Genomic DNA, 20199 nt, shown 5'->3' on the forward strand with positions numbered 1-20199 from the left:
TTTTGAGAGTTAGCCTGAAGGAGTGTTCCGCGCGTGTCGGAAACAACGAGTCATCCCGAACCGGTGCAGCAGCCGGAACAAAACCCGGCCTCGCAGCCGGAGCAGAATTCGGCCCCGCAGAATCCGGCCCCGCAGGGCCCTGCGCATCACGTCGGCGAAGTATCCCCCGATCAGTCCTATGACGCATCGAATATTACCGTCCTCGAGGGCCTGGAGGCGGTGCGCAAGCGCCCCGGTATGTATATCGGCTCCACCGGGGAGCGCGGCCTGCACCACCTGGTCTACGAAGTTGTAGATAATTCGGTTGACGAGGCGCTGGCCGGCTACGCGGATACCATCACGGTGACCCTGCGCGAAGATGGCGGGGTGCGCGTGGAAGATAACGGGCGCGGCATCCCGGTGGATATGCATCCCACCGAAGGGCGCCCCGCGGTGGAAGTTGTGATGACCGTGCTGCACGCCGGCGGGAAATTCGGCCAGGGCGGCTACGCGGTGTCCGGCGGCCTGCACGGCGTGGGTGTATCCGTGGTGAATGCGCTCTCCACCCGGATGGAAACCATCGTCAAGCGCGATGGTTATGTATGGCGGATCGCGTACGAAAACGGGGTGCCCACCCGGGAACTGGAACGCGGGGAAGAAACTACCGAAACGGGAACCACCCAAACCTTCTGGGCCAATCCGGATATTTTCGAAACCACGGATTATGATTTCGAAACACTGCGCAAGCGTTTCCACCAGATGGCCTTCCTCAATAAGAACCTGCGTATCAACCTTATTGATGAGCGCCGCTCCGCTACTTCGGAAGGTGATGAAGTCACCGGGGCGGAAGGGGAAGCCGCCGCGGAGGTCCCGGCCAAGCGCGAAGTGTCCTATTGCTATTCCGGCGGGCTGCTTGACTACGTCAAGTTCCTCAACTCGATGAAGAAATCGGACATCATCAATAACGACATCATCTACTTCGAAGCCGAAGATGATGAGAAGCAGATCGAAGTGGAAGTGGCCATGCAGTGGACCTCGGCCTACTCCGAATCGGTCAATACCTTCGCGAATACCATTAACACCACCGAAGGCGGGATGCACGAAGAAGGCTTCCGCTCCGCCCTCACCTCGGTAATCAATAAGTACGCGCGCGAACATGGGCTCCTCAAAGATAAAGACCCGAATCTTTCCGGTGATGATGTGCGCGAAGGCCTCACCGCCGTGATCTCCGTGAAATTGGGCAACCCCCAGTTTGAAGGCCAGACCAAAACCAAGCTCGGGAATACCGAAGCGCGCACCTTCGTGCAGCAGCAGATGTACACCCAGCTCAACGACTGGCTTGATTCTCACCCGGCGGATGCCAAAGAAATTATCCGCAAGGGCACCCAGGCTTTTGCCGCGCGCGCCGCGGCCCGCAAAGCCCGGGAAGCCACCCGCCGCAAATCCGTGCTGGAATCAGCTTCCATGCCCGGCAAGCTCAAGGATTGCACCTCGAATAAACCCGAGGAATGCGAAATTTTCATCGTCGAGGGTGATTCCGCCGGCGGTAGCGCGGTGAACGGCCGCGATCCGGAACACCAGGCGATTATGCCCATCCGCGGCAAGATCCTCAATGTGGAAAAGGCCCGCCTGGATCGGGCGCTTTCCTCGGATACCATCCAATCGCTCATCACCGCTTTCGGCACCGGCATCGGCGATGAATTCGATATCGATAAGCTGCGCTACCACAAGATCATTTTCATGGCCGATGCGGATGTGGATGGCTCGCATATCGCGACCCTCCTGCTCACCCTGGTGTACCGCTATATGCGCCCGCTGATCGAAGCCGGGCACGTCTTCCTGGCCATGCCCCCGCTCTACCGCATCAAGTGGACGAACGCCCCGCATTCTTACGTGTTCTCGGATCGGGAACGCGATGAGGTGCTCGAAGAAGGCAAGGTCAAGGGCTGGCGGCTGCCTCGCGAAGAATCCCAGCGCATCCAGCGTTACAAGGGTCTGGGTGAAATGAACGCGGAGGAACTGTGGGATACCACCATGAATCCGGAATTCCGCACCCTTAAGCAGGTCTCCATCGGGGAGGCCGCCGCAACCGACGAAACCTTCAGTGTTCTTATGGGCGAAGATGTGGATTCTCGCCGCGGCTTCATTCAACGTAATGCGCACGACGTGCGCTTCCTCGATATCTAGGATTTGTCATCATTATGAGCGAAAGCGAAACGACGTCCACGTATAATCACGGCGCGATTATGGAGGTGGATCTCCAGCGCGAAATGGAGAGTTCCTACCTCGATTACGCCATGTCCGTTATTGTGGGTCGCGCGCTGCCGGACGTGCGCGATGGCCTCAAGCCCGTGCATCGGCGCGTTATCTACGCGATGTACGACGGCGGATACCGGCCAGATTCCTCCTTCTCCAAGTCAGCGAAAATCGTGGGCGATGTTATGGGGCATTACCACCCCCACGGCGACGCCGCGATTTATGACACGATGGTGCGCCTGGCCCAACCCTGGTCCATGCGCTACCCGCTAGTATCGGGCCAGGGAAACTTCGGTACCTCCGGTGATCTGGGGGCGGCCGCGCCGCGGTACACGGAAGCGCGCATGGCTCCCCTCGCCCTGGAAATGGTGCGGGATATCAAGGAAAATACGGTTGATTTCGAGCCGAATTACGATGGCTCGCTTATGGAACCGACCATCCTCACCTCCCGCTTCCCGAACCTGCTGGTCAATGGCTCCGAAGGTATCGCGGTGGGTATGGCGACCCGCATCCCCCCGCATAACCTGCGCGAAGTGAATGACGGCGTGCAGTGGTACCTCGCCCACCCGGATACTTCCCGGGAAGAACTCCTGGGCGAGCTCATGCGCCGTATCAAGGGCCCGGATTTCCCCACCGGGGCAACGATCCTGGGAACCCGCGGTATCGAGGATGCCTACCGGACCGGGCGCGGGTCCATCACCCAGCGCGCCGTGGTGGAAGTCGATGAGATCGGGGGCCGTACCTGCCTGGTCATCACCGATCTGCCCTACCAGGTCAATCCGGATCGGCTGCTGGACAAAATGGTGGAGGGCATCAAGGATGGCCGCCTCCCGGGCATTGCTGATATTCGCGATGAGACCTCCGGGCGGGCCGGCCAGCGGATCGTCGTCGTTCTTAAACGCGACGCGGTACCGAAGGTGGTCCTCAATAATCTTTACAAGCATACGCAACTGCAAAATAATTTCCCGGCGAATATGTTGGCGCTGGTGGACGGGGTGCCGCGCACGCTTTCCCTGGACGGTTTCGTGCGGCACTGGGTCGCACACCAGATGGACGTGATCCGCCGGCGCACCGAATACCGCCTCAATGAGGCGCTCAAGCGCATGCATATTCTGGAGGGCTACCTCAAGGCCCTCGATGCTCTCGATGAAGTTATTGCGCTGATTCGGGCGTCGGCCACCGTGGACGTGGCCCGCACCGGCCTTATGGAACTCCTCGATATTGATGAGGACCAGGCCAATGCGATTCTGGAAATGCAGCTGCGCCGCCTGGCCGCCCTGGAACGCCAGAAGATCCTGGACGAATACGAAGAAAAGCGGGCCCTCGTGGAGGATTACCGCGGGATTCTGGCTTCTGAGGATCGCCAGCGCTCCATTATTTCCGAAGAACTCCAGGCCATTACCGATAAGTACGGTGATGAGCGGCGCACCACCATCCTTCCCTACGACGGGGAGATGAGCGTGGAAGACCTCATCCCCGAAGAGGACGTGGTGGTCACGGTCACGCGCTCGGGTTACGTCAAGCGCACCAAGGTGAGCGAATACCGCGCCCAGCACCGCGGCGGCAAGGGGATTCGCGGGGCCTCGCTGCGCGTGGATGATGTGGTCGATCACTTCGGGATTGCCTCCACCCACGATTGGCATTTGTTCTTCACGAACCTCGGGCGGGTGTACCGCCTCAAGGGTTACGAGCTTCCCGAGGGTGGGCGCGATGCCAAGGGCCAGCACGTGGCGAATCTGCTGGCCTTCCAGCCTGGGGAAACGATCGCGGCGGTGCGTTCGATTCGCAGTTACGACGACGCAAAGTACCTGGTGCTCGCCACGAAGTCCGGGCTGGTGAAGAAGACCCCGCTCCAGGATTACGATTCCCCGCGCTCGGGCGGTTTGATTGCGATTAAGCTGCGCGAGCTCGCGGATGGGTCCAGCGATGAGGTGGTGGCCGCTTCCCTCGTGGATGAGGCCGATGACCTGCTGCTCGTCTCCCGCCACGGGATGTCCTTGCGGTTCACCGCGGATGCGGAAGCGCTGCGGCCGATGGGCCGGGCGGCTTCCGGGGTGACGGGTATGAAATTCCGCGGGGATGATTCGTTGCTGACCATGGACGTTGTGCATGATGATTCCCAGGTGTTCGTGATGACCGAGCAGGGCTTTGCCAAGCGCACCAGCGCGGATGAATACCGGGTGCAGGGGCGTGCCGGCATGGGTATTAAGGTGGCAAAGCTGACCGAGGCCCGCGGGGATCTGGTGGGCGCGCTCATGGTGTCCAGCGGTGACGAGGTGCTCGCTATTATGGAATCGGGCAAGGTGATGCGCGCCGCGGTTGATGAAGTGTCGCTCACCGGCCGCAACACCCAGGGCGTTACTTTCGTGCGGCCCGATAAGGGTGACAGAATTATTGCTGTCGCGCGTAATGCTGAGGTGGAGATCGAAGAAGAGGTCCCCGCCGCAGGCGAGCAGCCGGCAGCGGAGGCATCCGCGGAATCTTCGGAAGCTGCTGAGGTGACGGAACCCACGGCAGCTGCGGAAGATGCGGAATCTACAGAACCGGCCGCTGAAACCTTGGAGAACTGAGATGACAGATACACAACACACTCCGGAAAGCGGGCCCGGCCGCGGGCGTGAGGGCGCGGGGCTGGAGGCCACCCGGGTGCGCGGGGCCATGCCCGTGGCGGCGGAGGGCCACACCGGTCCGGCTGCTTCCACTGCTTCCGCGCCGGCGCATTCAGCTATGCAGTACGACGGCGCCGCTGGCGCCCCGGCGCGGGCCGCCAGCGGATCAGCTGGCCCGGCCGTGGGCGGGGCAGCTACCGGGCATCGGGCCAGCGCCTACCCGCGGGTTTCCGCCCCGGAAGGTGCTGCTCCCGCGAAGCAGACCGTGGGCATTCGTCGGATCCGGATGACTATCGCCAAGGTGGAGCCGATGTCCGCCATGAAAATCGGCTTCCTGCTGTCCGTGGCGATTGGCGTGATGATCGTGATCGCGATGATGCTTATCTGGTTCGTGCTGGATGGCATGCACGTGTTCTCGCAGATGTCGGATCTATTTGAGACCCTCGGCAATGAAGAATTGCTGCGGGTGGGCGAATACATGGAATTTGGCCGCTGGATGGCTTTTGCGGTGCTGGTGGGGATTATTCATATTGTGCTTCTGACCGCGCTCTCCGCGATCGCGGCGCTGATCTATAACCTCTTCGCGGCTCTGGTGGGAGGACTGCGCTTGACAGTCACCGATGAGTAGGGCGCGCGCCCCGTGGTGGCTGTGGGTTATCCGCTACCTTGTGCTGGCCCTGGGCCTGTTCATTATGGGCTTCGGTATCCAGCTGGCTATTGCCTCCGACCTGGGTACCTCCCCGATTTCTTCGCTCCCTTACGTGGTTTCGCGTATGACGCCAATCTCGGTGGGCACCCTGACCGGGTGCATGCACGTGGTCTTCATCGTGATTCAGCTGGCTTTGCTGCGCCGCGAATTCCCGCCGCTGGAATTTCTGCAATTACCGATGGCCCTGCTCATGGCCACCGGCATCGACGCGGCCGGCGCGATCCTCGGCCCGATCACCTACTCGAGTTACACCCACCAGTGGCTGCTGTGCCTGGGCGGGGTGGCGGTGCTCGCGGTGGGAATCTGCGTGGAGGTGAGCTCCGGGGCGGTCGTCAACGCCGGTGAAGGCGTGGTCATCGCGATCTACCGAAAAACAGTGCGCCGCTTCGGTGTGCATCGCTGGACTAATTTCGGCGCCATCAAGGTCTATAACGACGCCGCCCTGGTTGCTCTGGCCACCGCATTGTCGTTCGCGGTGCTCGGGGAGCTCGTGGGCGTGCGCGAAGGCACCCTCGCGGCGGCCGTGCTCACCGGCCCGGCCATCCGCTTGGTGACTCCCTGGCTCGGGGTGCCGCTGCGCCGGCTGCTGCGGCTCGCCTAGCCATCAGCCGGCTGGGCGCGCCGGCTTCGCCGGCGCCGGCGTCGTCGTAAAAAATGCGCGCGCAGGTGCGGGTTCCTGGGCGTAAAAGCGGTGTTTACGCACGCCATCGGGCCGGTGTGACGCGAACCGCAAGCGAAACGATTTGGAAACGGCGGCTCGCCGGTGTAAACTCATGTGGTCACCGGGCCTATAGCTCAGTTGGTTAGAGCGCAGTCCTGATAAGACTGAGGTCGATGGTTCGAGTCCATCTAGGCCCACGGTTACGAGGAGGGTTATGAAACGGGTTGGTTTCTTCCTCGGCTCGCTTGCTGCTGGATGTTGTGCTGTCGCTGCCCTGGTGCACGTGATGGATGAGCATTCTCGTTGGCACCACGTTCCGGATCCCGCGCCGGAATCTTAGGGGCTATGGCGCAATTGGTAGCGCACCTGCTTTGCAAGCAGGGGGTTAGGGGTTCGAGTCCCCTTAGCTCCACCAGATTTTCTTTGATACTTGGCCATTAGCCCGCCGTAAAGTGTGCGTATGAGCACCGTTTTCTCCCATTATTGGGTGTCTTATGCACACTTTGGTGCGCCCGCGCCGCTGGTGCTGGAAGGCGGCGGCCTACCAGAGCCTGCCGGCCTGATGGCCTTGCCAGTCCCGTCAGCAAAATGTACGTGGGTGACAGTTTTCCGCTGGTTTTATGTTCCTGACGTACATTTTGTGGCCCGTCCGGTCCGAAATGTACATTCTGTGAAGCCGGAAGCCGAGGCCCATTCAGGATAAACGTAACCCCGGCGATTCAGCCGAGGCTGGTGATCGTTCCGGGGTCTTCGCGAGTAATCCTACGGGAAATCCGAACAAAGTCAACAGTGTATCGACGCACGTAAAGGGCCGGGCTGGTGCTGCTCCTGGTCGTGGCCACGCGCCACAGCCGCGGGGTGGGCAGAGGCGCCAAAGTGCGTATTTCGAACCATCCATCGTCCCCGTCAAGTGCGCGTTAGAGACACGAAATCGGGTGCAAACGGTGCTCTCCCTCGCACTTCGTTCCTGACTTGGCTCATTTAGTGCGACTTTGGCAGTGACTCGATAAGCACGGCCACATCCGCCGGCAGCGGGGTGCGAGCATGAACGACCTGCCCGCCGACCTCAAGCGTGAACGAGCGGTACTTCTTCAACGTCCGCACCAACCGTTTCAACGACACACCCGTGGCCTGCTCAAGAACATGCCCGCACGCCATCGCTACCATCACAATCGTTAAATGCGCCTGGATCGAGTCTTCTTTACGGTGAAAGATCGGACGCGCCCGTAAATCCGACTTCGCCATCCGGAAAGACTTCTCGATACGGAATAACTGGCGATAAAACCCGATCACCGCACCAGCATCCAAATCCAACCGATTCGTCTCATATCCCTTAATCCCAGCCAACGCAAGATGCTTATCCGCTAATGCCTGGTTCACGCGCTTATTGGGAGCTTGCAAGTCAACATACCGGTTACGCTTGACCGGTATTTTCCCTTCCACCGCACGCCTGGCCTTGTCTAACTGTTCTTTCACACCCCGCCGCGTGCGCCGAGCCCGATCCTTCGAGTACTGATAATAAACAACCGACTCCACCACACCCACACCCTGGCCAGCGGCTTTGCTAGCATGGTTTTCTTGGCGCCAGACCTGACCATCCACATAGTCTTTACCCGGATTCTCTTCACGCCACTTTGCGATAGGGACAGGGATATCACGTTCTTTCGTGCCCAGAATATAGCCCAGACCAGCCCCGATAATCTCTTGCTTGTTAGAAGCTGAGAACATTCCCGCATCAGCCACAACCGTGATATCGGTAAGCCGGTAGACACGCCTGAGGCGTTCAATCATGGGTAGCATCGTGTGGGTCTTGGCCCGGTTTCCTTCAAACCCACCAATCGCCAACGGCAACCCGCAGGCGTCGGTGAGCATCCCGACCGTGATCTGCGGGTCAATACGGCGTTCTTTCGAATAGCCAGGTTTACGTAACTCGTCTTCTTTATCCGTCTCGAAATATAAGGTTGTTACATCGTAAAGGACGAGAACGCCTGGCCCGATACCCGCATGCCTTGCTAGCGTGGCCGTGATTCTGTCACGGAATTCTTCTTCCGCGTAACGGGGCAGGTGGCGTTTAATCGTGGAATACGAAGCCGAGCCTGCCCCGACTTCGGCGAGAGTTTCGATGGAATCAAACTTGGAGCCCGGGTGGATAATCCTGGCGGCCACCAGATCGTAGAACACCGGGTCATGATTGGTTGGCGGGCCTAGTTCCAGGAAATCAAAAGCCCCACGGATCGCGTCGAGGAGGTAGCCGGCACGCGAGCTGGCCACGGTCAAGGGATTATCCACCGAACCACTAGCCACGCGCGTCGGCGCTGTCTCAACGCCCGTCTCCAGGTCTAAAGAGAGCTGGTCCCCGTCGATCAAGCGCTGGGCCTGGGCTTTTAAGAGCGCGAGTTCACCGGGCGTGTGGGCTGAACCAATGTGCTCGAGTACGGGCTTGCGATCCACGTAACGCCACACGACTTGTACCGCGGTAGCGCCCGACTTGGTTATCACGGTACGAATCCGGGGTCGTGGCATACCACATAGCCTACCCCCAACCCGTTAGTACGACATTTCACCCACGAACGAGACAAAACCCCAGGCCACAACGTCAATATGAAACCTATCACGCCAAAATGAGCCAAGTCAGGTTAGAGACACGAAATCGGGTGCAAACGGTGCTCTCCCTCGCACTTCGTTTGCGAACCAGGTTCGTGCGGGTCCAGGCTGGATCCAAGCCAACGACACGCCGCCATTAGCAACTACTTTGTCTATTAACCCTTAACCCGCGCTACATGCGAGACACCCGGTGGGCTAACACCGGGTGTCTCTGATGGATAGGAGTTCCCTATGGATTCAAGCGAAAAATCTATCCTGATTCAAATGATATGGCGGATTGTCGTAGAGCGCAATTAGGAAAGACTGCGGGAATTGTTTGAGGTGGTGACATCCACGCTTGACATATTTTCCAGCCGATAGTGAATAGTTGACCATAAGCTGAGGGCATAGTTACACCATTAGTCCGCTTATCTGCCCCTTCCTGACTTGGCTCATTTAGTCAGACGGTATCGGTTCAATCCTCTGCGGCTATACGCATGACCTCGTCCATGGAATACCGAATTCCGTCGTCTTGCTCCCGCGCCTGCCGATAGAGTTCCGTATCAATAATTTCTTCAACGAAGTCGCTCGCGCGCTACAAACTGTCTACTGCATCGCCCACAAACTGACGACTGGAATCCCCACAAACTGACGACTCAATTTCCGATAAACTGACGACTATATGGTCCATGAACTGACGACTCCGCCCCAAAAGCGCGAGATATCAGGGAAAATGAAAGCAGGCGATATGGCTCAGGAAAGTATCTCCTACCGCCCTCGGCTGGCCGATAGCGAGCTGGAGGAGGCCCTGGCGCGCGCCGGCGGTGTGCTCGTGACCGGGCCCAAGGGATGCGGGAAAACGGAAACGGCTCGCCGGTATGCCAAGAGCGCGATCCAGGCGGATATCGATCCGCAGCTCGAACAGCAATTGGCGGTGCTCCCGCAGCTTGTCCTTGAGGGCGATACCCCGCGGCTCGTGGACGAATGGCAGGTTTTCCCGGTGCTATGGGATTTGGCCCGGCATGAAATTGATCGGCGCCACCGTCCGGGCCAGTTCATTTTTACTGGCTCCACCGCTCCCGGCGAGGGCGCCGCCCGCCATAGCGGCGCGGGGCGGTTCGCGCGCCTCGTGATGGGGACCATGACCTTCGCGGAAACCGGGCATAGCGACAGCGCCGTCTCCCTGCGTGAGCTTGTGCAATTACCGCCCGGAGCTGCGATTACTCCGGCCTCCTCATCCCTCACCGTCCCGGATATTGCCCAGCGCATCGCGCACGGGGGTTGGCCGGGCAACCTTGAGCTCAACACGGAACAAGCTCGTGCTAATAATCGTGATTATCTGGAGACCGTCTGCGCCGTCGACATTAGAATCCCGGACAATACATATCGCGACCCGCAGCGCGTCGCGGCCCTCCTCACCTCCCTCGCGCGCGGAACCGCAACGGAAATGTCCGTCAGCGCCCTGGCGCGCGATACCGGCCTGGCGCGCGATTCGGTGCGTGATTACCTCGATTCTTTGCAGCGAATTTTTATTACGACGCCGCAGCCAGCCTGGCGCGCGCATCTTCGCTCCGCAGCTCCGCTCCGAGAAGCGCCCAAGCACCACCTGACCGATCCGGCGCTTGCCGCTGCCGCATTGCACGCGAGCGAGCGCGAACTCCTGGACGACCTGGAGTTTCTCGGGCAGCTTTTCGAATCCCAGGTTGTGCACGATCTGCGCTACCTGGCTCGTACCGATATTTATCATGGCCGCAGCGCTGATGGGCTGGAAGTGGATGCCATCCTGGATATTGGTGGGCGAACGGTGCTGGTCGAAGTAAAACTCGGCTCGGTCCCGAGCATTATTGATGGGGCAGCCGCGAATCTACAGCGGTTCGCGCAGCGGTATGTGAAAAGTCCGGATCCGCTGCTCGTGGTGGTGACCGGATCAGGCCTGAGTTACACCCGCCCCGATGGCGTGCACGTGGTGGCCTTCGGAAACCTCGGCGCCTGAGTGATCATGACTGGCGTGAGCGCCGCGCTTCGCACCCCACACCTGAGCGATAGTGGCGGTGACGGGAAACGTACGCCCGCACCTCGCGCGCGTGCCACCCGCGCCTCCCGCCCCGCCAGCCCACCATCAGGCGCTTTCCAGCGCCCTCCCAGGCCGCGCGGTACCCTAGAGATGCCGGGCAAAGCAGCCCGGATCCGAACATGTATCCGAACATAGACGTCCAGGAAGCGATGGTGAGGAACCATGCACACCGAGTCCCCGGGCCTTGACCGCAATGCCCCCACTCCGATTTTTCGGCAGCTCGCCACCTGGATGCGTGAACAAGTGAGCACCGGCGCGTGGCGCCGCGGCGACCAGCTCCCCATGGAAATCACCCTCGCCGAACAGCTCAATGTGGCCCGGGGGACCCTGCGCAAAGCCGTGGACCAGCTCATCGACGAAGGTCTGCTGGTGCGGGTGCGCGGGCGCGGCACCTTCATCGCCCACGATATTGTGCGCTCCCCGCTCACCTCCTCCCTCACCACCCTCGCCGAAGAACTTGAGCAGCGCGGCATCGACTACACCACCCGGGTGCTCGCCCAGGAAGTTATCCCCGCCCCGCCCCCGATTGCCGCCGCTCTGGGAGTAGACGGCAATATTTTCCACCTGCGCCGCATGCGTGGCGATGCCGAAGGCTCCATCACCCTCCTCGATAATTGGGTGATCCTCCCCCCGCTCTGCGCGGAACGCGCCGTCCTCGTCAAACAGGATTACGAGGCGAATTCCCTTTTCGGCACCCTGGAAAACGGCCTCGGCATCGCCCTCTCCCACGGCAGCCGCACCATCTCCGCCGTCGGGGCCGACCGCAACCTCGCGCTCATCCTCGCCGTTCCACACGGCTTCCCACTCATCGACATGAAACAGGTCACCTACGACGCCTCCGACCGCCCGGTAGAAACCTCGCGCATCTGGATCCGCCCGGACCGCCTGCGGATTCACTCCATCGTGCACCGCACCCCGCTGCCGTCGTAAAGGCTGCGCGCTTTCCGGGGTGCCCGTTGCGGCGGGCGTCCCGTTGCGGCACGTCCCGTTGTCGCGTGGTCACCCCCGAACCCACGGCCGGCCGCCCGCGCGCCGTCCTAAACCTGTCCACTAGCTGTACCTACTTGTATATACTTGTTCACACTGCTACCCTCGCCTTAACGCACGAGTTCAAGGGGGAGCAATGCGAATACTTGTTGTCGGCGGCTACGGCGTCGGCCTGTCATTTTTCACCGAGCGCCCGCCCGCGGATGGAGAAACCATCTCCGGGGCGCGCTTCAGCCAGGAACACGGCGGCAAAGCATCCAACCAGGCAGTCGGGGTGGCTCGGCTGGGAATCCCGGTTAGCTTACTCACCGCCGTCGGCTCGGATTGGTACGCCCACGCCGCGCGCGAGATGTGGGCGGCCGAGGGCGTGGACGCCTCCGCCGTCGTCACCAAAGAAGGCGTCACCATGGTCGGTGCGATTATCACGGACGCCACCGGAGAAAATCGCATTATCCTCGCCAACGGGGTTTTAGACCAGCTCAGCCCGGCAGATATCGGCGCGCACGCCGCCATATTTGAAAGCGCGGATACCGTCCTTATTTCCTGCGAAATTCCCGCGCCTAGCGTAGCGCGCGCGATTACCTTCGGGCGCGCGGCCGGGGCGCGCGTCATCCTCAACCCGGCCCCGGTGCCGCGCCTGCCCGAACACGTGTTACGCCAGGTCGACGTCATCACGCCGAACGAAACGGAAGCGCTCGCTCTCTTGCAGATGTTGGGGAACGACGACGCCGCCACCACGCTCGCGGCCCTTCCGCCCCAAGAAAAAACCGCCCGCATCGCCCAAGCCCTGGAGTGCACCGTGGTGCTCACCCACGGAGCGGAGGGCTGCTATGTGTGCGAAAGCGGGGGCCAGCCGCAGAAAATCCCAGCTGAGACGCCCCGCGCTGTTGTGGATACCACCGGGGCTGGCGATGCTACGAACGCGGCGCTCGCGGCGGCCCTCACCTGCGGGGCAAAGCCCGCGGAGGCGGCTCGCTTCGCGAATTGCGCTGGCTCTGTTACCGTAGAAGCGGAAGGAGTGCTGCCGGGTATACCCAGCATTGATGATCTTCACACCCGCTTCGGTGCCGAACGCTGCGCCGTCGTACTTCCACGTAACTCATAACAATCCGAACGGAAGGATAAATAATGGAAAAACCCACGCGTATCGCGCCGGAAGCTATGACGAATCCGCGCGATTTAGCCCCGTATATTCAACACACACTCATTAAGATCGGAACCACGCGGGCCGAATCGATCCGGCACGCGGAGCAGGCCATTGAATATGGATTCAACGCGGCGATGGTTGCCGGATCCCAGGTGCCCATTACCGCGAAGGTGCTGGAAGGTACCGGGATCGAGGTGGCCTCCGCGCTCGATTTCCCGACCACCGGGGTGATGACCTCGGCCGGGAAAGCCGCGGAAGCCGAAGCGCTGGTGAAGGCCGGCGCCACCCAAATTGATATCGGGGTGCAGATCGGGTGGCTCAAGGACGGCGAATATGACAAGTTCCGCGAGGATATTGCCGGCGTCGTCGCCGCGGGTGTGCCCGTTAAAGTGATGCTCGAACTGCCGCTCCTCACCGAGGCCGAACGCCGCGCCGCGGTGGAACTCTCCGTGGAAGCCGGCGCGAAATACCTCAAAAATGCGTCTTCCGGTTCGGTGGAAAAGGCGAGCGTTGAATCGATTAAATTCCTGAAAAGCCTGGCGCCCGCGGGCGTTCTCATCAAGGGGTCGGGCGGCATCTCCACCTTTGACCACGCACTATCGTTGATCCGGGCCGGAGCGGCCCTGGTGGGATCCTCGAACTCGGTTGCCATTGTGACCGGGGAAAACGGCCACGAAAGTTACTAGTGTAGGTTGACTGCTGCCAAGAAATTCGAACCGGCGTTTGTCGGGAATCAACACACCTTCGAACTCTGCTCATAACACCCATATTGTAGATTCGCAACAAGTTGTATACACTTGTCCATACAGATAAAAATCTGTATTCCTGCGCAATGATGCGCAGTCCGCCCCCTTACGACGTTGTAAAACAGGGAGAAATAAAATGATACGACTCATTCATGACACCGATACTGCCCAAGATGATGCCTTTGCACTCATGATTGGCCTGCGTCACCCGGAAACTCGGGTTGAAGCTGTCACTATCAACTACGGCAATATCGAATTCGATCAGATGGTCAAAAACGCCCTCTATACCATCGAAGTGGCAGACCTTGACTACAAAGTTCCGGTCTACAAGGGATGCAGGTTGCCCCTGATTGTCCCGCATGACGATTCGTCATACGTACACGGAAAAGACGGTTTTGGGGATGTTGGTTTCCCCGACCCGCAGCAACAACCAGAATCCGAACATGCCGTGGATGCCCTCATCCGAATTATTAATGAGAACCCGGGAGAGATCAGCATTGTTGCGCAGGCTCCTCTGACTAATATCGCCACGGCTGTTTCCATGGATCGTTCTCTTCCGGAGAAGGTCAAGCATTTGTACATCATGGGTGGCCAGAGCCCGTATGGTCCGGGTAACGTCACCGCAGCAGCAGAAGCGAATTTCTGGCATGATCCTGAGGCTGCCAAGCTCGTGCTCCAGGCTGGTTTCAAGATAACGATCTTGACCTGGGATCTCACGATGCGCCAAGGCCGGCTCTCCCGTAAGCAGCTAAAAGAAATTGAGGATCTGAAGACTCCGCAATCGGAATTCTTCACGAAGGCAAATGCTGTATCTGTTAAATACGTAGAGAAGACGCACGGAGTTGAGGGATCAACGCATCCAGATTCTCTCGCGGCCGCCGTCGCCGTAAATCCGGACATCATTACTCGCGCCGAAGAATATTTCGTCGATGTTGAGGCTGATTCCGAACTTACGCGGGGATACATGTTTGTCGATGTTGTCAATCGATCCGGTAAGCAACCTAACGCCCGTGTTGTCCACGAGATCGACCAGGAAGCATTCTTCCAGACGATCTTGAACTCGCTCAGGTAGAGCCAATCCATCTAATAAGTGAGGTCAGCATGGACGAACGAGAGAACAAACCCGCCGAAGGCGCATCGGTATCGCCAAGTACCGATCTGTATTCAGGAAAAGCACTTTTTGCGCTTATGGTCACGCTCATTACGGCGGTGTTGTCTTATCAACTTAACGCGAGCATGATCACTCCGGCTTTGCCGAATATCGGTGAGAGCTATGCGATCAGTGAATCGACTGTTGGCTTAGTCTCGTCCCTGTTCTTTCTTGCCGGATCAATTGCCGGTGTGGTTCTTACCCGCTGGAGTGATTTTATTGGCAGGAAGAAGATGCTCATCTATGTGCTGCTTGTTTTACTTGTAGGCACAATCATCTGCGCGGTTGCACCGAACTTTACAATATTTATGGTCGGGCGCGTTTTGCAGGGTGCCTCGGGTGCAACATTCCAGCTGACGTACATGATTCTGAGTGAATCCGTGACCGCAAAGACCTTCGGCACGATGATGGGTTTTATTACTGCGATCAACGGTGGCGTCGGTGGGCTGGATGGCTGGCTCGGTGGAGTGATGGTGGAGAAGTGGGGCTTCCGGTCTCTATTCATCCTCATTGCCGTTTTGGTAGTGCTTGCTGCGATCCTTATCAATCGGGGAATTTCTACTGAACATGAGAGGGCAGGCAGCGGCAAAATGGATTGGGGCGGTTCGGCAGCGATGTCGATCACACTGATTATGCTGACATATTTTGTCACATTCGGAGGATCGCACGGTTGGCTCTCCGTTCCAGCTATTGGCTTCTTCGCCGGAACTGTGGTGTCAGCGGCAGCCTTCTACATTATCGAGGTCCGCAGCGAATCACCCTTGTTTGCGATGGAGCATCTCGGATCGCGCCACGTGTGGCCGTTGATTCTGACCACGTTGTTCGCGCTATCCTCAGTATTCGCCGTCATTAACTTTACGGTCGCGATTTTTGCTCAGAGTACTGACGTTGGTTACGGGCTGGATGCGGGTACTGCCGCATTGCTTTTCCTCATGCCGCCGGCAATGGTAGGTCTCATTGCGGCGCCTATATCAGGACGGTTGGCAGGGAAAATCGGATGGCTCACCGTACTTCGCGTGGGCATGGCTATATCAATTGCCGCGATGGTAGTGATCTATTTGTATCTCGACTCGCGGTGGGTGGTTTGTGCCATGATCTTCCTGCTGGGTGTGAGTTACAACGGCATGATTCTCACAATGGTAAATGGGCTTGGCGTACTCCTTGCTCCGCCAGAGGCTCCGGGTTCACTTCCAGGATTCAACGGCGCAGCCTTCGGCATTGGTGCGAGTTTGGGTATTTCCATCGTCGCTCCCTTTGTTGGAACCTTCGAAGGATTCAGGACAGCCGTGCTCATCTCGGTCGGGATAGCCATCCTCGGATTGCTAACGGCATTTGTGCTCAAGCCACGAGTAGGGCAGAAGATCTAAACCGGGCTGCGGCCGGGTAGTAAACCCGCGGGTGGCGTTCTTCCTGAGCGCTGCCCGCGGGTTTTTCTGCCGTGCAGTTATGCACGTTGCAGCGAGCCCGCGGCCCCGCTTTTCTCGGTAGGGTGGAAGCGTTAACACCGCATGCATAAGATCCGCACGCAAAGGATAGTTGTGACAACGCAGCACGTTTCCCGGCGCCGGCGCCCGCCGAGTTCACGCCACTACACCGCCACCCAATTGCACCATGCCCGCCTGGCGGTGAGCGCGCTCTTCTTCACCAACGGCGCCATTTTCGCCAATATCGTGCCACGCTTCCCCGAAATCAAGCGGATCCACGAGCTCGACAACGCCGTGTACGGCCTCGCGCTCGCGGCCTTCCCGGCCGGCGGCATCATCGCAGGTGTATTTGCCGCGCCGCTCATCCGAAAATTCGGTTCCGCGCCGGTGGCGGTGGCCGGCACGCTGCTCACCGCGCTCGGCCTTATTATGGCGGGCGTGGGCCCCACGGGAATCTTCTTCGCGGCCGGCATGTTTCTCGGCGGCGCCTGCGATGCCGCCACGGACGTTGGCCAAAACGCGCACGGCCTGCGGGTCCAGCGCCACTACGGGCGCTCAATTATTAACACCTTCCACGCCACCTGGTCCGTGGGCGCGATGAGCGGCGGCCTCATGTCCGCTGCCGCGATCGGGATCGGATTATCGGTGCCCACGCATATGGTGCTGTCCGGAATACTGTGGGCCGTGGTTGCGTTGGTGGCCCGGCGCTTCTGTTTACCTGGGAACGACGCCGCAGACCCCGGGCCAAGCGGTACTTCTGCAGGTCACGTTGGTGGCGGGGCAGGCGATGCGGGGGAAGTGGCGTCGTCGTCGGCCCTTAATGCGGCCACGCAAGAAGCCGAGCCCACCGGGTCAAGCGAGTCGTCCGGGACTTCGGGGCCTCTCACGCTTCGGACCGTGGCGATGCTGGGTGCGCTGGTGCTCATTGCCACGATGGGCGGGCTGATTGAGGACGCTGGGTCGAGTTGGGCGACGTTGTATGTGGGGCAGCTCGGTGCTGCGGGCGGGTTGGCTGCCGCGGGTTATGTGGGTTTGGTCGGCTCGCAATTTGTGGGGCGGCTGCTGGGCGATGGGCTGGTGGATCGCTTCGGGCGGCGCACCGTGGCCCAGGGCGGGGCGGCGCTCATTACCGCGGGGATGGGGCTGGCGCTGCTGTTCCCGAGCGTGCTTGGCACGATTGCCGGTTTCGCGGTGGCCGGTTTTGGTTCGGCCACGCTGGTGCCGGCCGCGATCCAGCAAGCCGACGAACTTCCTGGCCTCAAGCCGGGCACGGGCCTGACCGCGATTTCCTGGCTTATGCGCATCGGTTTCCTGGTGTCTCCGCCGATTGTGGGGATGGTGGCCGATACGTTTGGGCTGCGCACCGGCCTGTGCGTGGTGCCTTTCGCCGGCATCACGGTGCTCCTCCTCAGCGGGACGCTGAGCCAGGGCGCGCGGGATGAGCGGCACATCCCCGCGCCGCCGCGGCCCAGCGTCCGGGAGGAAGAAGAGAGCTAATGCTCTCGGATTTCGTACCTTTTAGTACATATCTGTTTTCACATTGAATGCGGATACGACCCGGTGGATTTCGTCATCACTGAGGCCGGTTCCCTTTCCACCGCTTGCGGCGTTCATGTGTTCGTACATGGCGCCGGTTTCGAGGTATTCGATGGTATCGACCGCAGAAAGCGCGGAGGAATCCGAACGAACCATAATTCCGTGCTTGGCCCAGAGTGCGATGCGATGATCGCGAAGTCCGATCACATTGTTCTCCATAAGTTCATCGCTACCGGGAACCATGAATTCGAGCACGGCGATCCCTTCGGGAACCTGAACGATGGTTTCCGGCTCCCACCGGAAGATCATGCGATTGAAATCCTTGTTGTTCAGAGTCTCGGGAATATGTGAGAGGGCAACGAGGTACGGAGGCTGCGCGTGCACAATAGCCTGGAAACTCACGCCGCGCTGAGCCACCTGGTCGTTATGCACTGCAAGATGCGAATTGAATTCGCTCGTGGGGCGCTGATACGCCTTGTTCGGATGCGTGTACCAGGTACCGGTTTCCCCGCCTTCGTCCACAATGAAGGCCGAAACATTCTTTTCGGGTGCGTCAGCTACTTCACGTAAACGGCATCCTGATCCGGTCACGAACACCGTTCGTCCCGCCAGAGCAGGTACCTTCCAGGGAAGCTTCACGTTGGCCTGTTTCTCCGGGAAAACTGATTCGAGATCGGTATCCCAATCAACGGAAATAGAGATATTTCCGGCGCCAGCTTCCGCGGCGTGCAGGTGGTCAAGACGACGTCCGGTCACTCCCATTTGTTCCAGGAGGGCGTCAACAGTTAATTGAGAAGTCATGGTCTCTCCATCCTTATTAGAAAACTCGACGTCGGGCTTCTTGCCAAACGCTGTGATTGTTCTGGGGTGTATAGCTGGTGAGTTCGGTCGATGCACGCACAACCTCACGCAGCGAGGTAAGTGAATCCGATATCGAACCAGCCGTTCGTGCCTGGAGTAAAAGATTTCCAAGCGCCGTTGCTTCCGTGGGGCCTGCGACGACGGGAAGTCCGCACGCATCGGCAGTTAGCTGACACAGTAATTTGTTCTGAGATCCTCCTCCGACGATATGGATGACATCTATATCCACCTGCGCAAGGCGGGCAGCCTGCTCGATGGTGTGGGCATGTGCAAGAGCTAGGGAATCGGTGATGCAACGGGCATATTCCCCAATATCCCGGGGGCGCGGTTGTCCACTTGCTTCAGCCAGGCAATCAATTCGCGCGATCATATCTCCCGGTGTTGCGAAGATCGGGTTATTGACATCGATAACCGTGCGAAGGGACGGTGCTGCGGCCGCAAGGGAAATGACCTGAGCAATCGAAAGGCTGGGATCGGTTTCTCTCCATCGGGCCACGCAACCGTTGAAGATCCACATACCCATAATGTTCTTCAAATAGCGGATGGTCCCATCAACACCGAGCTCATTAGTGAAGTTAGCTTGCCGCGATTCTTCACTGAGAATCGGCGAATCTAACTCAAGTCCAGCCAATGACCACGTCCCACACGAAATGAAAGCGAAGTTTTTGTGTTCACTAGCGGGCACGGCTGCTACCGCTGACGCGGTGTCATGACTACCCACCGCCACCACCGGAGTGATTTCTCCGTTCTGAGTACGTAGATCGCACATCTCAGGCCGAATAGCACCGATTCGAGTTCCGGGCTCGATGAGTTCGGGTAGTTTCGCGGAGATATCAATGCCGGATATCTCCTCATATATGCCAGTGATCTCGGGCGACCAGGACCTCGTGCGGGGATTGACGAAGCCCGTTGAAGAAGCATTTGTTATCTCCGCATATTTTTTTCCGGTAAGCCAATAATTGACGAGGTCTGGCAGGAGCAGGAGTGATTCTGCTTGTTCTACGGCCGGCCGATAGTCTGCGCTTTGAGCAGCTGCGAGCAATTGGAAAATTGTGTTGATATCGATGTTTTGCAGGCCGTTATGGGTGTAAATATCCGTTGCAGAGTAGCGGGAATACAGTGTTTCAGGAACGCCCTGAGTCCTGCTATCGCGATAGCTAAAGGGGGGACTGATGAGTCCGCCTTCCGCGCCGAGCAGGCCGTAATCAACCGCCCAGCTATCCACGCCAATTGATTCGATAGGCGTTTCGCGTAAAGTCTTGAGCGAGGCGCAAATATGCTCCCACACCTGGAGCAGTGGCCAGAAAAGATTATTCCTGTCGGCTCCTGGAACACAGATAGGTCCGTTTGGGAATCTAGTGATTTCGCTTGTCGACTTTAGTTTTCCGTCAGCAATGGAGCCGGTCATGACTCTGCCGGAGGAAGCACCTAAATCGATAGCAACAAAAGTTTTCATTACCCACATTCCTCATTGGAG

Annotated in this window: 16 protein-coding genes and 2 tRNA genes; 15 read left to right on the top strand and 3 right to left on the bottom strand. The window is 59.2% G+C overall.

Going from position 1 to position 20199, the window contains the following annotated elements:
- The first annotated feature begins 33 nt into the window (after positions 1 to 33).
- The 8 genes from gyrB to CYJ17_RS02300 all read left to right on the top strand — a co-directional run bounded on the left by gyrB (position 34) and on the right by CYJ17_RS02300 (position 6917).
- Complete coding sequence (gene gyrB / locus CYJ17_RS02265) at positions 34 to 2166, top strand: DNA topoisomerase (ATP-hydrolyzing) subunit B (RefSeq protein WP_087070152.1); 2133 nt, start codon at positions 34 to 36, stop codon at positions 2164 to 2166.
- A gap of 14 nt (positions 2167 to 2180) precedes the next feature.
- Positions 2181 to 4805 carry a DNA gyrase subunit A gene (gyrA, locus tag CYJ17_RS02270; protein WP_087070151.1) on the top strand — a complete coding sequence of 875 codons (2625 nt, stop codon included), beginning with the start codon at positions 2181 to 2183 and terminating at the stop codon, positions 4803 to 4805.
- A 1-nt stretch (position 4806) separates the two neighbouring features.
- Positions 4807 to 5472 carry a DUF3566 domain-containing protein gene (locus tag CYJ17_RS02275; protein WP_234984437.1) on the top strand — a complete coding sequence of 222 codons (666 nt, stop codon included), beginning with the start codon at positions 4807 to 4809 and terminating at the stop codon, positions 5470 to 5472.
- Positions 5465 to 6154: a YczE/YyaS/YitT family protein gene (locus tag CYJ17_RS02280; protein WP_087070150.1), complete on the top strand. Its 690-nt coding sequence runs from the start codon at positions 5465 to 5467 to the stop codon at positions 6152 to 6154. The genes CYJ17_RS02275 and CYJ17_RS02280 overlap by 8 nt, the downstream gene beginning before the upstream one ends.
- 183 nt (positions 6155 to 6337) lie before the next feature.
- Positions 6338 to 6411, top strand: a tRNA-Ile gene (locus tag CYJ17_RS02285).
- A gap of 17 nt (positions 6412 to 6428) precedes the next feature.
- Complete coding sequence (locus CYJ17_RS02290; protein ID WP_257960159.1) at positions 6429 to 6554, top strand: hypothetical protein; 126 nt, start codon at positions 6429 to 6431, stop codon at positions 6552 to 6554.
- Positions 6554 to 6629: transfer RNA gene (locus tag CYJ17_RS02295), tRNA-Ala, on the top strand. Before CYJ17_RS02290 ends, CYJ17_RS02295 begins: the two co-directional genes overlap by 1 nt.
- A gap of 45 nt (positions 6630 to 6674) precedes the next feature.
- Positions 6675 to 6917, top strand: a complete 243-nt coding sequence (locus CYJ17_RS02300) for a hypothetical protein (RefSeq protein ID WP_143231908.1) — start codon at positions 6675 to 6677, stop codon at positions 6915 to 6917.
- A gap of 278 nt (positions 6918 to 7195) precedes the next feature.
- Here the strand turns inward: CYJ17_RS02300 and CYJ17_RS02305 are convergent, their stop codons facing one another.
- A complete protein-coding gene (locus CYJ17_RS02305; RefSeq protein ID WP_087071229.1) occupies positions 7196 to 8737 on the bottom strand; it encodes an IS1634 family transposase in 1542 nt (513 codons plus the stop codon).
- 808 nt (positions 8738 to 9545) lie between these two features.
- Between CYJ17_RS02305 and CYJ17_RS02310 the strand changes: the two genes are divergently transcribed.
- From CYJ17_RS02310 to CYJ17_RS02340, 7 genes are all read left to right on the top strand, one after another.
- A complete protein-coding gene (locus CYJ17_RS02310) occupies positions 9546 to 10790 on the top strand; it encodes an ATP-binding protein (protein WP_234984436.1) in 1245 nt (414 codons plus the stop codon).
- A gap of 243 nt (positions 10791 to 11033) precedes the next feature.
- Positions 11034 to 11801 (top strand): GntR family transcriptional regulator, encoded by a 768-nt coding sequence (locus tag CYJ17_RS02315; RefSeq protein WP_087070148.1) that lies wholly within the window; start codon positions 11034 to 11036, stop codon positions 11799 to 11801.
- Positions 11802 to 11994: 193 nt separating this feature from the next.
- Entirely contained in the window at positions 11995 to 12963 is a 969-nt protein-coding gene (locus tag CYJ17_RS02320) for a ribokinase (RefSeq protein ID WP_087070147.1), read from the top strand.
- Between the two features lie 23 nt (positions 12964 to 12986).
- Positions 12987 to 13691, top strand: coding sequence for a deoxyribose-phosphate aldolase (deoC, locus tag CYJ17_RS02325; protein WP_087070146.1), 705 nt, complete (start codon positions 12987 to 12989; stop codon positions 13689 to 13691).
- Positions 13692 to 13887: 196 nt separating this feature from the next.
- A complete protein-coding gene (locus CYJ17_RS02330; RefSeq protein ID WP_087070145.1) occupies positions 13888 to 14823 on the top strand; it encodes a nucleoside hydrolase in 936 nt (311 codons plus the stop codon).
- A 29-nt stretch (positions 14824 to 14852) separates the two neighbouring features.
- Positions 14853 to 16268, top strand: a complete 1416-nt coding sequence (locus CYJ17_RS02335) for an MFS transporter (protein WP_087070144.1) — start codon at positions 14853 to 14855, stop codon at positions 16266 to 16268.
- 171 nt (positions 16269 to 16439) lie between these two features.
- A complete protein-coding gene (locus CYJ17_RS02340) occupies positions 16440 to 17822 on the top strand; it encodes an MFS transporter (RefSeq protein WP_234984435.1) in 1383 nt (460 codons plus the stop codon).
- Positions 17823 to 17843: 21 nt separating this feature from the next.
- On the opposite strand, the gene CYJ17_RS02345 is transcribed toward CYJ17_RS02340, so the two are convergent.
- A complete protein-coding gene (locus CYJ17_RS02345) occupies positions 17844 to 18662 on the bottom strand; it encodes a class II aldolase/adducin family protein (protein ID WP_087070142.1) in 819 nt (272 codons plus the stop codon).
- Between the two features lie 16 nt (positions 18663 to 18678).
- The gene (locus CYJ17_RS02350; RefSeq protein WP_087070141.1) at positions 18679 to 20178 is read right to left on the bottom strand and encodes a rhamnulokinase; all 1500 of its coding nucleotides are present in this window, start codon (positions 20176 to 20178) and stop codon (positions 18679 to 18681) included.
- Between the last annotated feature and the right edge of the window lie 21 nt (positions 20179 to 20199).

Origin of the sequence: Actinotignum timonense (assembly GCF_002860685.3) — a bacterium.
GTDB classification, from domain to species: domain Bacteria; phylum Actinomycetota; class Actinomycetes; order Actinomycetales; family Actinomycetaceae; genus Actinotignum; species Actinotignum timonense.